This window comes from Pseudomonas sp. HLT2-19-2 (genome assembly GCF_054898005.1).
The window spans coordinates 4,424,118-4,437,350 of sequence record NZ_CM142712.1 but is presented as its reverse complement, the minus strand read 5'-3'; the positions used below and the strand labels follow the sequence as shown (position 1 = coordinate 4,437,350).

General features: G+C 57.8%; 10 protein-coding genes. All 10 read left to right on the top strand.

The window, feature by feature from the left end; translation table 11 throughout:
* Positions 1-47 precede the first annotated feature (47 nt).
* Entirely contained in the window at positions 48-422 is a 375-nt protein-coding gene (sdhC, locus tag ACYZTU_RS20590) for a succinate dehydrogenase, cytochrome b556 subunit (RefSeq protein WP_461965095.1), read from the top strand.
* Positions 416-784 (top strand): succinate dehydrogenase, hydrophobic membrane anchor protein, encoded by a 369-nt coding sequence (gene sdhD, locus ACYZTU_RS20585; protein WP_007945134.1) that lies wholly within the window; start codon positions 416-418, stop codon positions 782-784. The genes sdhC and sdhD overlap by 7 nt, the downstream gene beginning before the upstream one ends.
* Positions 785-787: 3 nt before the next feature.
* Complete coding sequence (gene sdhA / locus ACYZTU_RS20580; protein ID WP_282377551.1) at positions 788-2,563, top strand: succinate dehydrogenase flavoprotein subunit; 1,776 nt, start codon at positions 788-790, stop codon at positions 2,561-2,563.
* Between the two features lie 11 nt (positions 2,564-2,574).
* Entirely contained in the window at positions 2,575-3,279 is a 705-nt protein-coding gene (locus tag ACYZTU_RS20575) for a succinate dehydrogenase iron-sulfur subunit (protein WP_046048041.1), read from the top strand.
* 274 nt (positions 3,280-3,553) lie between these two features.
* Complete coding sequence (locus ACYZTU_RS20570; RefSeq protein ID WP_461965093.1) at positions 3,554-6,385, top strand: 2-oxoglutarate dehydrogenase E1 component; 2,832 nt, start codon at positions 3,554-3,556, stop codon at positions 6,383-6,385.
* A 42-nt stretch (positions 6,386-6,427) separates the two neighbouring features.
* Entirely contained in the window at positions 6,428-7,648 is a 1,221-nt protein-coding gene (odhB, locus tag ACYZTU_RS20565; RefSeq protein WP_461965091.1) for a 2-oxoglutarate dehydrogenase complex dihydrolipoyllysine-residue succinyltransferase, read from the top strand.
* Positions 7,649-7,758: 110 nt separating this feature from the next.
* On the top strand, positions 7,759-9,195 hold the full coding sequence (gene lpdA, locus ACYZTU_RS20560) for a dihydrolipoyl dehydrogenase (RefSeq protein WP_461965089.1): 1,437 nt from the start codon (positions 7,759-7,761) through the stop codon (positions 9,193-9,195).
* Positions 9,196-9,393: 198 nt separating this feature from the next.
* Positions 9,394-10,560, top strand: a complete 1,167-nt coding sequence (sucC, locus tag ACYZTU_RS20555) for an ADP-forming succinate--CoA ligase subunit beta (protein WP_008148602.1) — start codon at positions 9,394-9,396, stop codon at positions 10,558-10,560.
* Positions 10,560-11,441 carry a succinate--CoA ligase subunit alpha gene (sucD, locus tag ACYZTU_RS20550; RefSeq protein WP_012723092.1) on the top strand — a complete coding sequence of 294 codons (882 nt, stop codon included), beginning with the start codon at positions 10,560-10,562 and terminating at the stop codon, positions 11,439-11,441. The genes sucC and sucD overlap by 1 nt, the downstream gene beginning before the upstream one ends.
* Before the next feature lie 401 nt (positions 11,442-11,842).
* A complete protein-coding gene (brnQ, locus tag ACYZTU_RS20545) occupies positions 11,843-13,156 on the top strand; it encodes a branched-chain amino acid transport system II carrier protein (RefSeq protein ID WP_461965087.1) in 1,314 nt (437 codons plus the stop codon).
* Positions 13,157-13,233: the final 77 nt, after the last annotated feature.

Genomic DNA, 13,233 nt, shown 5'->3' with positions numbered 1-13,233 from the left:
CAACAACTTTGCCCTGATTGTTAGGGGCTCTTCAGTGTGAAAAAGCCGTGAATAGCCAACGACCTGTAAACCTAGACCTAAGGACCATCAAACTCCCAGTCACTGCTTACACGTCCATTCTTCACCGAATCTCCGGAATCATCCTCTTTGTCAGCCTGGCCATCATGCTTTATGCATTGGACAAGTCGCTCGACTCGGAAGAAGGCTTCAGTCAGGTGAAAGCGTGTCTGACCAGTCCGCTAGCCAAGCTAGTGACATGGGGCATCCTGTCCGCTCTGCTGTATCACCTGGTTGCCGGTGTGCGCCACTTGATGATGGACATGGGCATTGGCGAGTCGCTTGAAGGCGGCAAACTGGGCTCGAAAATCGTTATCGCCGTTTCCGTGGTGGTAATCGTTCTGGCAGGAGTTTGGATATGGTAACTAACGTCACGAACCTGTCGCGTTCGGGCCTCTATGACTGGATGGCACAACGTGTGTCTGCGGTCGTTCTCGCGGCTTACTTCATTTTCCTGATCGGATACGTCGTCGCCAACCCTGGCATCGGCTACGCCCAATGGCATGAACTGTTCGCAAGCAACTGGATGCGTATTTTCAGTCTCCTGGCCCTCGTTGCCCTCGGCGCTCACGCCTGGGTCGGCATGTGGACCATCGCGACCGACTACCTGACGCCAATGGCGTTCGGCAAGTCTGCGACTGCAATACGTTTCCTCTTCCAGGCAGTATGCGGCGTTGCGATGTTCGCCTACTTCGTCTGGGGTGTGCAGATTCTTTGGGGTATCTGATTCATGTCTAATACAGTTAACACGCTTTCGTTCGACGCCATCATCATTGGCGGCGGCGGTGCTGGCATGCGCGCTGCGCTGCAGCTGGCACAAGGTGGTCACAAGACTGCCGTGGTTACCAAGGTTTTCCCGACTCGTTCGCACACTGTATCCGCCCAGGGTGGCATCACCTGCGCCATCGCCTCGGCAGATCCGAACGATGACTGGCGCTGGCACATGTACGATACCGTCAAGGGTTCCGACTATATCGGTGACCAGGACGCTATCGAATACATGTGTTCCGTAGGCCCGGAAGCGGTCTTCGAGCTCGAGCACATGGGCTTGCCGTTCTCCCGTACCGAACAAGGCCGCATCTATCAGCGTCCGTTCGGCGGTCAGTCGAAAGACTTCGGTAAAGGTGGCCAGGCTGCCCGTACGTGCGCCGCTGCCGACCGTACCGGTCACGCGTTGTTGCACACCCTGTACCAGGCCAACCTCAAGGCCGGCACCGTATTCCTCAACGAATACTACGGTGTCGACCTGGTGAAGAACGAAGACGGTGCTTTTGTCGGCATGATCGTCATCTGCATCGAAACTGGCGAAACCTCCTACGTCCGCGCTAACGCCACCGTATTGGCGACCGGCGGTGCAGGTCGTATCTACTCGTCCACCACCAATGCCCTGATCAACACCGGTGACGGCGTCGGCATGGCTCTGCGTGCTGGTGTGCCGGTACAAGACATTGAAATGTGGCAGTTCCACCCAACCGGCATCGCCGGCGCTGGTGTACTGGTGACTGAAGGTTGCCGCGGTGAAGGCGGTTACTTGATCAACAAGCACGGCGAGCGTTTCATGGAGCGTTATGCTCCGAATGCCAAAGACTTGGCTGGTCGTGACGTGGTTGCTCGCTCGATGGTTAAAGAAATCATCGCCGGCAACGGTTGCGGTCCGGATGGCGACCACGTAATGCTGAAACTCGATCACCTCGGTGAAGAAGTTCTGCACAGCCGTCTGCCAGGCATCATGGAACTGTCCAAGACCTTCGCCCACGTCGATCCAGCCGTGTCGCCGATTCCGGTCGTTCCAACCTGCCACTATATGATGGGCGGCGTGCCGACCAACATTCACGGTCAGGCGATCACTCAGGACGCCGACGGCGTTGACCAGATCATCCCGGGTCTGTTCGCAGTAGGCGAAGTGGCCTGCGTATCGGTTCACGGTGCCAACCGTCTGGGCGGTAACTCGTTGCTCGACCTGGTGGTATTCGGTCGTGCTGCCGGCCTGTTCCTGGAACAGACCCTGAAAGAAGGCGTCGATTACACTCGCGCTCGCCAGTCCGACATCGACGCTGCCCTGGCGCGTCTCGATGGCCTGAACTCGCGTACCGAGGGCGAAGACGTCGCCACCCTGCGTAAAGAGCTGCAAAGCTGCATGCAGAACTACTTCGGTGTATTCCGTACCGGCGAATACATGCAGAAGGGTATTGCCCAGCTGGCTGATCTGCGTGGCCGTATCGCCAACGTCAAGATCAACGACAAGAGCCAGGCGTTCAACACCGCTCGTATCGAAGCTCTGGAACTGCAGAACCTGCTGGAAGTGGCTGAAGCTACCGCCATCGCCGCAGAGATCCGCAAAGAGTCCCGCGGCGCTCACGCCCGTGAAGACTACGAAGATCGCGACGACGAAAACTGGCTGTGCCACACCCTGTACTTCCCGGGTGACAAGCGCGTAACCAAGCGTGCTGTGAACTTCTCGCCGAAGACTGTTCCGACTTTTGAACCTAAGATTCGGACTTATTAAGGGTGGCCGCCATGTTGCAAGTCAGTGTTTATCGCTACAACCCTGATCAGGACGCTGCGCCGTTCATGCAGGAATTTTCGGTCGATACCGGTGGTAAAGACCTGATGGTGCTGGACGTGCTGGCCCTGATCAAAGAGCAGGACGAAGGGTTCTCCTATCGTCGCTCTTGCCGTGAAGGTGTTTGCGGTTCCGACGGCATGAACATCAACGGCAAAAACGCTCTGGCGTGCGTCACGCCGCTGTCCGCTGTCGTAAAAGGTAACAAGCTGATCGTTCGTCCTCTGCCAGGTTTGCCGGTTATCCGTGACCTGGTCGTCGATATGAGCATCTTCTACAAGCAATACGAGAAGGTTAAGCCATACCTGCAGAACGACACGCCGGCTCCGGCCATCGAACGTCTGCAGACCCCTGAAGAACGTGAAAAGCTCGACGGTCTGTACGAGTGCATCCTGTGCGCTTGCTGCTCGACCTCTTGCCCATCCTTCTGGTGGAACCCGGACAAGTTCCTGGGTCCAGCTGCTCTGCTGCAAGCGTATCGCTTCCTGGCAGACAGCCGCGACACCAAGACTGCCGAGCGTCTGGCTTCGCTGGATGACCCGTTCAGCGTATTCCGCTGCCGCGGGATCATGAACTGCGTCAACGTCTGCCCGAAAGGCCTGAACCCCACTAAGGCCATCGGTCACGTACGTAACATGTTGCTGCAAAGCGGCGTGTGATTCAGCTGCTATACCCGGCTGTTGTAAATGCACTACCGCTGTACCCGTAGATGCTACGGCGCAGGCTTCAACCGGCGCCGTAGTTTTAACCTGAGCAGCAGCTTATAAGGCTGCGGCTCTTATTTTGAAGAAATGAGACAAGCAGGGGCATCCGGGCTGGTACCCGGACTATCAGCGTGATCCTAGTGGCTTGTTTTAGTCGCTGCATTCGGACTTCTGCAAGCGTGCTCGGTGTCGACGCCGGTGGTGTTCCCCTAACCGAGGGTGACCAAGCATGCAAGAAAGCGTGATGCAGCGCATGTGGAACAGCGCCTACCTATCCGGTAGTAACGCTGCCTATGTGGAAGAGCTCTATGAGCTCTACCTGCACGACCCTAACGCTGTGCCAGAAGAGTGGCGCACCTACTTTCAGAAGTTGCCAGCTGACGGCAACACTGCCACCGATGTTTCGCACTCGACAATTCGCGATCATTTCGTCTTGCTGGCAAAGAACCAGCGCCGCGCCCAACCGGTTTCCGCCGGCAGCGTGAGCAGTGAGCACGAGAAGAAGCAAGTTGAAGTGCTGCGATTGATCCAGGCCTACCGTATGCGTGGCCACCAGGCAGCCCAGCTTGACCCGCTGGGGCTGTGGCAGCGTCCTGCACCTGCAGACCTGTCGATCAATCATTACGGCTTGACCAATGCCGATCTTGATACGACCTTCCGTGCCGGCGACCTGTTCATCGGCAAAGAGGAAGCGAGCCTACGCGAAATTCACGAAGCGTTGCAGCAGACATATTGCCGCACCATCGGCGCTGAATTCACGCATATCACCGATTCCGAGCAGCGCCAGTGGTTCCAGCAGCGTCTGGAAAGCGTGCGTGGCCGTCCGACGTACTCCGCCGACATCAAGAGTCATCTGCTCGAGCGCGTCACGGCCGGCGAAGGCCTGGAAAAATACCTGGGCACCAAATACCCGGGTACCAAGCGTTTCGGTCTGGAAGGCGGCGAAAGTCTGATTCCGATGCTCGATGAGCTGATCCAGCGTTCCGGTTCCTACGGCACCAAGGAAATCGTCATCGGCATGGCCCACCGTGGCCGTCTGAACGTGCTGGTCAACACCTTCGGCAAGAACCCGCGCGAGCTGTTCGACGAGTTCGAAGGCAAGAAGAAGGTCGAGCTGGGGTCCGGTGACGTTAAGTATCACCAGGGCTTCTCGTCCAACGTCATGACCACCGGTGGTGAAGTTCACCTGGCCATGGCGTTCAACCCGTCCCACCTGGAAATTGTATCTCCAGTGGTCGAGGGGTCGGTTCGCGCCCGTCAGGATCGTCGCAACGACCCTACCGGTGAGAAGGTTCTGCCGATTTCCATCCACGGTGACGCGGCATTCGCCGGTCAAGGCGTGGTGATGGAAACCTTCCAGATGTCGCAGACCCGCGGTTTCAAGACCGGCGGCACCGTGCACATCGTGATCAACAACCAGGTCGGTTTCACCATCAGCAACCCGCTGGACTCGCGTTCCACCGAGTACGCGACTGACGTTGCGAAAATGATCCAGGCGCCGATCCTCCATGTGAATGGTGATGACCCGGAAGCCGTATTGTTCGTGACCCAGTTGGCCATCGACTACCGCATGCAGTACAAGCGCGACGTGGTGATCGACCTGGTCTGCTACCGTCGTCGCGGCCACAACGAAGCCGACGAGCCAAGCGGTACCCAGCCTCTGATGTATCAGCAAATCGCCAAGCAGCGCACCACGCGTGAGCTGTATGCCGATCGTCTGACCCAGGGCGGTGTACTGGACGTTGAGCATGTTCAGGCGAAAGTCGACGAATACCGCAACGCGCTGGACAACGGTCTGCATGTTGTAAAAAGCCTGGTCAAAGAGCCGAACAAAGAGTTGTTCGTGGACTGGCGTCCGTATCTGGGCCATGCCTGGACCGCGCGTCACGACACTCGCTTCGATTTGAAAACCCTGCAGGAACTGTCTGCCAAGCTGCTGGAAATTCCGGAAGGCTTCGTGGTTCAGCGCCAGGTCTCGAAAATCTACGAAGACCGTCAGAAGATGCAAGTCGGCGGCCTGCCGATCAACTGGGGTTACGCCGAAACCATGGCGTACGCAACCCTGGCGTTCGAAGGTCACCCGATTCGCATGACCGGTCAGGACATCGGCCGGGGTACGTTCTCGCACCGTCACGCTGTCTTGCACAACCAGAAAGACCCGGGCAGCTACATTCCGCTGCAGAATCTGTACAAAGGTCAGCCACGCTTCGACCTGTACGATTCGTTCCTGTCTGAAGAGGCCGTACTGGCGTTCGAATACGGTTACTCGACCACCACGCCTGAGGCGCTGGTTATCTGGGAAGCCCAGTTCGGCGACTTCGCCAACGGTGCCCAGGTGGTTATCGACCAGTTCATTACCAGTGGCGAGCACAAGTGGGGCCGTCTCTGCGGTCTGACCATGTTGCTGCCGCACGGTTATGAAGGTCAGGGTCCGGAGCACTCTTCGGCTCGTCTGGAGCGTTACCTGCAACTGTGCGCCGAGCACAACATTCAGGTAGCGGTACCGACCACGCCGGCTCAGATCTACCACTTGCTGCGTCGTCAAGTGATTCGCCCGCTGCGCAAGCCATTGATAGTCCTGACGCCGAAGTCGCTGCTGCGCCACAAACTGGCCGTGTCGACGCTGGAAGATCTGGCCGAAGGTTCGTTCCAGACCGTTATCCCGGAAATCGATGTTCAAGACCCGAAAAAGGTCGAGCGCATTGTTTTGTGTAGCGGCAAGGTCTACTACGACCTGCTGGAAAAACGCCGTGCCGAAGGTCGTGATGACATCGCCGTCGTGCGTATCGAGCAGCTGTACCCATTCCCTGAGGACGACTTGAACGAAGTCCTGGCTCCGTATACCAACCTCAAACATATCGTTTGGTGTCAGGAAGAGCCGATGAACCAGGGTGCCTGGTACTGCAGCCAACACCACATGCGCCGCATCGTTGGTAATCACAACAAGTCTCTCGTACTCGAGTACGCGGGCCGTGATGCCTCTGCTGCACCTGCTTGTGGTTACGCATCGATGCACGCTGAGCAGCAAGAAAAGCTGCTGCAAGACGCCTTTACTGTTTAACGCCTTCGCGCACCTGAAACCGAATTTAAGGACCCACAGATAATGGCTATCGAAATCAAAGCCCCCACTTTCCCGGAATCGGTTGCCGATGGCACCGTTGCCACCTGGCACAAGAAGCCGGGCGACGCCGTCAAGCGCGATGATCTGATCGTCGACATCGAAACCGACAAAGTCGTACTGGAAGTGTTGGCCACCGCTGACGGCGTGCTGGGCGCTATCGTCAAGAACGAAGGCGAAACCGTTCTGTCCGACGAAGTCCTGGGCTCCATCGAAGCGGGCGGCGCTGCTGCCGCTCCAGCCGCTGCCGCTGCTCCGGCTGCTGCACAGGCTGCTGCTCCAGCGGCTGAAGGCGAAGACGATCCTGTTGCTGCACCGGCTGCTCGCAAGCTGGCTGAAGAAAACGGCATCAACATCGCTTCCGTTGCCGGTACTGGCAAAGGCGGTCGTGTAACCAAGGAAGACGTAGTAGCCGCTGTTGCCGCCAAGAAAGCCGCTCCGGCTGCCGCGCCTGCCAAGGCTGCTGCGCCTGCCGCCGCTGCGCCAGTGTTCGCCGCCGGTGACCGCGTTGAAAAACGCGTTCCAATGACCCGTCTGCGTGCCAAGGTTGCCGAGCGTCTGGTTGAAGCTCAGTCGAACATGGCGATGCTGACCACGTTCAACGAAGTCGACATGACTGAAGTCATGGCGCTGCGTTCGAAGTACAAGGACCTGTTCGAGAAGTCCCACAACGGCGTGCGCCTGGGCTTCATGTCGTTCTTCGTGAAAGCGGCCACCGAAGCGCTGAAACGCTACCCGGCTGTCAACGCCTCGATCGACGGTGCCGACATCGTTTACCACGGCTACGCCGACGTTGGTGTGGCTGTTTCCAGCGACCGCGGTCTGGTTGTACCGGTTCTGCGTAACGCCGAACTGATGAGCCTGGCTGAAATCGAAGGCGGCATCGCCACCTTCGGCAAGAAGGCTCGTGACGGCAAACTGTCGATGGACGAGATGACCGGCGGTACGTTCACCATCACTAACGGTGGTACCTTCGGTTCGATGATGTCGACCCCGATCGTCAACCCGCCACAAGCGGCCATCCTGGGCATGCACAACATTCTGCAGCGTCCTATGGCGATCAACGGTCAAGTCGTTATCCGTCCGATGATGTACCTGGCTCTGTCCTACGATCACCGTCTGATCGATGGCAAAGAAGCTGTGACCTTCCTGGTTACCATCAAGAACCTGCTGGAAGACCCGGCTCGTTTGCTGCTGGATATCTGATTTCGTTGCGCGGGCCGTCCAGTGATGGACGGCCCTTCTGTAATGACCAGCTTCGTCCTACGACGGTCCTCAAAAGGGGCCGTCCGGTTTGATTCGAGAAGGAATGACACATGACTCAGAAATTCGACGTGGTAGTGATTGGCGCGGGCCCTGGCGGCTACGTGGCTGCCATTAAAGCAGCGCAACTGGGCCTCACCACTGCCTGCATCGAGAAATACACTGACAAGGAAGGCAAACTTGCCCTCGGCGGTACTTGCCTGAATGTCGGTTGCATTCCATCCAAGGCGCTGCTGGACAGCTCCTGGAAATACAAGGAAGCCAAAGAAGGCTTCGCGATCCACGGTATCAACCACGCTGGCGTGACCATGGACGTGGCTGCAATGGTTGGCCGTAAAGCCAACATCGTCAAAGGCCTGACCTCTGGCGTTGCAACCCTGTTCAAGGCTAACGGCGTTACTTCCCTGCAAGGCCACGGCAAACTGCTGGCCGGCAAGAAAGTGGAACTGACCAAGCCAGACGGCACCGTCGAAATCATCGAAGCCGAGAACGTGATCCTGGCTTCGGGCTCGCGTCCGATCGACATTCCACCGGCTCCGGTTGACCAGAACGTGATCGTCGATTCGACTGGCGCGCTGGAATTCCAATCGGTACCTAAGCGTCTGGGCGTGATCGGCGCTGGCGTAATCGGTCTGGAACTGGGTTCGGTCTGGTCCCGTCTGGGTTCTGAAGTCGTGGTTCTGGAAGCACTGGAGAAGTTCTTGCCAGCGGCTGACGAAGCGGTTTCCAAAGAAGCCTACAAAACCCTGACCAAACAAGGTCTGAACATCAAGCTGGGCGCTCGCGTCACCGGTTCCAAAGTGAACGGCGACGAAGTCGTTGTGAACTACACCGATGCCAATGGCGAACAGAACATCACCTTCGACAAGCTGATCGTTGCCGTCGGTCGCCGTCCAGTGACCACCGAGCTGCTGGCAGCTGACAGCGGTGTAAACATCGACGAACGTGGTTTCGTTTTCGTTGACGACCAATGCGCGACCAGCGTTCCGGGCGTTTTCGCGATCGGTGACGTGGTTCGCGGCATGATGCTGGCGCACAAGGCGTCCGAAGAAGGCATCATGGTTGTAGAGCGCATCAAGGGCCACAAAGCCCAGATCAACTATGACCTGATCCCGTCTGTTATTTATACTCACCCGGAAATCGCGTGGGTCGGTAAAACCGAGCAAACCTTGAAAGCTGAAGGCGTTGAAGTTAACGTCGGCACTTTTCCGTTTGCAGCCAGTGGCCGTGCCATGGCAGCCAACGATACCGGCGGTTTCGTGAAAGTCATTGCTGATGCCAAGACTGACCGCGTATTGGGCGTCCACGTGATTGGCCCGAGCGCTGCAGAACTGGTTCAGCAGGGCGTGATCGGTATGGAATTCGGCACCAGCGCCGAAGACCTGGGCATGATGGTTTTCTCCCATCCGACCCTGTCCGAAGCCTTGCACGAAGCTGCTCTGGCAGTGAATGGCGGCGCCATTCACATCGCCAACCGCAAGAAGCGTTAAGACAAGACAATAAGAAACCACGGCGGAAGGCCCGTCGTGAGCCTTGCGTGCAAGACTCACCGCGGAATGTCCGCCGGACGCAGCCTTGCGTAGTTCACCGGTTATCCGGAACACCTACGCAAGCAGCAGTCACAGGTGGTGCGGCACTGAACAAGTGCAGCACCGAATGCGCAGTACCTAACGAAGACGGTAATAAGCATGAATCTTCACGAGTATCAGGGTAAGCAGCTGTTCGCCGAATACGGCCTGCCAGTTTCCCAGGGTTTCGCCGTAGACACCCCGGAAGCAGCAGCAGAAGCGTGCGACAAGATCGGCGGGACCGAATGGGTTGTCAAAGCCCAGGTTCACGCAGGTGGTCGCGGTAAAGCGGGCGGCGTTAAGCTGGTTCGCAGTAAAGAAGACGCCAAAGCATTCGCTCAACAGTGGTTGGGCAAGCGTCTGGTGACTTACCAGACTGATGCCAATGGTCAGCCAGTCACCAAGATCCTGGTTGAATCGTGCACTGATATCGCTAAAGAGCTGTACCTGGGCGCTGTCGTTGACCGTTCGAGCCGTCGCATCGTGTTCATGGCTTCCACCGAAGGTGGCGTGGACATCGAGAAAATCGCTCACGACACCCCTGAGAAAATCCTCAAGGCCACTATCGATCCACTGGTTGGCGCTCAGCCATTCCAGGGTCGCGAGCTGGCATTCCAGCTGGGTCTGGAAGGCAAGCAAGTTGCTCAGTTCGCCAAGATCTTCGTAGGTCTGGCCAAGCTGTTCAAGGATCACGACCTGGCTCTGCTGGAAGTGAACCCGCTGGTGATCAAGGCTGACGGCGATCTGCATTGCCTCGACGCCAAGATCAACATCGACGCCAACGCCATGTACCGTCAGCCTAAGCTGAAGACTTTCCACGATCCGTCGCAAGACGATCCGCGCGAAGCGCACGCTGCCAAGTTCGAACTGAACTACGTAGCACTGGAAGGCAACATCGGTTGCATGGTCAACGGTGCTGGCCTGGCCATGGGTACCATGGACATCGTCAACCTGCATGGCGGCAAACCAGCCAACTTCCTCGACGTGGGCGGCGGTGCTACCAAAGAACGCGTGACCGAAGCGTTCAAGATCATCCTGTCCGACACTAACGTCGCTGCAGTATTGGTCAACATCTTCGGCGGCATCGTTCGTTGCGACATGATTGCCGAAGGCATCATCGGCGCTGTGAAAGAAGTCGGCGTGAAAATCCCGGTTGTTGTTCGCCTTGAAGGCAACAACGCTGAGCTGGGCGCTAAAGTATTGGCAGAAAGCGGTTTGAACATCATCGCTGCTACCAGCCTGACCGACGCTGCTCAACAAGTTGTCAAAGCTGCGGAGGGCAAATAATGAGCGTCCTGATCAATAAAGACACCAAAGTTATCTGCCAGGGTATTACCGGTTCGCAAGGTAGTTTCCACACCCAGCAAGCCATCGAATACGGCACCAAGATGGTTGGCGGCGTAACGCCTGGCAAAGGCGGCACCGAGCACCTGGGTCTGCCAGTGTTCAACACCGTGAAAGATGCTGTAGCTGCCACTGGCGCCACCGCCAGCGTGATCTACGTTCCAGCTCCTTTCTGCAAAGACTCCATCCTGGAAGCAGCCTTCGGCGGCATCAAGCTGATCGTTTGCATCACTGAAGGCATTCCTACCCTGGATATGCTGGATGCCAAGGTCAAGTGCGACGAGCTGGGTGTAATCCTGATCGGTCCTAACTGCCCAGGCGTGATCACTCCAGGCGAATGCAAGATCGGCATCATGCCAGGTCACATTCACTTGCCAGGTAAAGTCGGTATCGTTTCCCGTTCCGGCACCCTGACCTACGAAGCTGTTAAGCAGACGACTGACGCCGGTTTCGGTCAGTCGACTTGCGTCGGCATCGGTGGTGACCCGATCCCGGGTTCGAACTTCATCGACATCCTGAAGCTGTTCCAGGAAGACCCGAAGACCGAAGCGATCGTAATGATCGGTGAGATCGGCGGTTCGGCTGAAGAAGAAGCGGCTGCCTACATCAAGGCACACGTGACCAAGCCGGTTGTTTCCTACATCGCTGGTGTGACTGCCCCTGCAGGCAAGCGCATGGGCCATGCTGGCGCAATCATCTCTGGCGGCAAAGGCACTGCAGACGAGAAGTTTGCTGCCCTGGAAGACGCAGGCGTTAAAACCGTGCGTTCGCTGGCAGACATCGGCAAGGCTTTGTCCGAGCTGACCGGTTGGGCAGTCAAGTAAGCCTCGCGCTTATCTGACGCTTTACCAGACAAAGGCCACCTTCGGGTGGCCTTTGTCGTTTCCGGGGTTTGTGTTGGCCGTTCGGGCCCCTTCGCGAGCAAGCCCACTCCCACATTTGACCGCATTCCACTGTGGGAGCGGGCTTGCTCGCGATGACGGACTTACAGGCGACCACCATTAATATGCAAAAACACGACACGCAAATGTCGCGTATCGGATAGTTCGCACCCTAACAGTGCGTTTGTCGGACAAATTCGTTAGGCTAGCAGCCATTTTTGCGTCCGCGGCCCACAAGGTTGCTACGCGCTAAACGGGTCAGTCCTATACGGACCGACAACATTTCCCTCACCCTCAGGGAAATCCCTCTCTAAATTCCGATTCAGTAGTGTGGTATTTCCTTAATGAAAGTGTTGAAAGGCCAGGACATCCTGGCACTTGGTTTTATGACTTTTGCCCTGTTTGTCGGGGCTGGCAACATCATCTTCCCGCCGATCGTCGGTCTGCAGTCCGGTCCAAATGTCTGGATGGCGGCGCTGGGCTTTCTGATCACCGCGGTCGGCTTGCCAGTGATCACCGTTGTCGCCTTGGCCAAGGTCGGTGGCGCCATGGATGCCTTGAGCAGCCCGATCGGTAAAGTCGCCGGTGGCCTGCTGGCGGCCGCGTGCTACCTCGCTGTCGGCCCGCTGTTCGCGACACCGCGCACCGCCTCCGTGTCGTTCGAAGTGGGCCTGGCGCCGCTGACCGGCGAGAGCCCACTGGCGTTGTTCCTCTACAGTTCGGTGTACTTCCTGCTGGTGTTCTTCATCTCGCTCTATCCGGGCCGACTGCTGGATACCGTAGGGCGTTTCCTCGCGCCGCTGAAGATCATCGCCCTGGCCGCTCTCGGCATCGCAGCGTTTGCATTGCCGGCCGGTGATGTCGGCGTAGCCACCCCGGAATACGTGGCGGCACCGTTCTCCCAAGGCTTCATCAATGGTTACCTGACCATGGATACCCTGGGTGCGCTGGTATTCGGCATCGTCATCGTCAACGCGATCCGTTCCCGTGGCGTCGAGTCGCCAGTGTTGATTACCCGTTACGCGATCATTGCCGGGCTGATTGCCGGCGTGGGGCTGGCGCTGGTTTACGTCAGCCTGTTCCGTCTCGGTTCTGGCAGCCATGAAGTGGCTGCGGGTGCTACCAACGGCGCGGCGGTGTTGCACGCTTACGTGCAGCACACCTTCGGTTCTCTGGGCAGCGGTTTTCTGGCGGTGCTGATCTCCCTGGCCTGTCTGGTGACAGCGGTGGGTCTGACCTGCGCCTGCGCCGAATACTTCAGCCGTGTGCTGCCGCTGTCCTATAAGACATTGGTCATCATCCTGGCCGTGTTCTCGCTACTGGTGTCCAACCTGGGCCTCACCAAGCTGATTGCGTTCTCGATCCCGGTGCTGACCGCGATCTACCCGCCGTGCATTGCCTTGGTAGCCCTGAGCTTCTGCAAGGACTTCTGGCATGAGCAGGGCCGCATCGTCGGTCCGGTGATGCTGGTGTCGTTCATCTTCGGCCTGATCGACGCCCTCAAGGGCGCGGGCCTGGCGGACTGGATGCCGACTCAGATGTCCCACCTGCCGCTGAGCGAGCAAGGCCTGGCCTGGCTGGTGCCGTCGGTCATGACCCTGGTGGTCGCGGTGGTCTGCGATCGTCTGCTGGGCAAGCGCGAAGAAGCCCTGGCTTAAGCTGCTTCATGGCCCGCCACAAGCGGGTCTCAAGCACATATGGAAATGCCCCGTATCAATCGATACGGGGCATTTTT

Coding starts and splice junctions, on each gene's coding strand:
- sdhD (WP_007945134.1), top strand. CDS start 416: ATGGTAACTAACGTCACGAACCTGTCGCGTTCGGGCCTCTATGACTGG.
- sdhA (WP_282377551.1), top strand. CDS start 788: ATGTCTAATACAGTTAACACGCTTTCGTTCGACGCCATCATCATTGGC.
- ACYZTU_RS20575 (WP_046048041.1), top strand. CDS start 2,575: ATGTTGCAAGTCAGTGTTTATCGCTACAACCCTGATCAGGACGCTGCG.
- ACYZTU_RS20570 (WP_461965093.1), top strand. CDS start 3,554: ATGCAAGAAAGCGTGATGCAGCGCATGTGGAACAGCGCCTACCTATCC.
- odhB (WP_461965091.1), top strand. CDS start 6,428: ATGGCTATCGAAATCAAAGCCCCCACTTTCCCGGAATCGGTTGCCGAT.
- lpdA (WP_461965089.1), top strand. CDS start 7,759: ATGACTCAGAAATTCGACGTGGTAGTGATTGGCGCGGGCCCTGGCGGC.
- sucC (WP_008148602.1), top strand. CDS start 9,394: ATGAATCTTCACGAGTATCAGGGTAAGCAGCTGTTCGCCGAATACGGC.
- sucD (WP_012723092.1), top strand. CDS start 10,560: ATGAGCGTCCTGATCAATAAAGACACCAAAGTTATCTGCCAGGGTATT.
- brnQ (WP_461965087.1), top strand. CDS start 11,843: ATGAAAGTGTTGAAAGGCCAGGACATCCTGGCACTTGGTTTTATGACT.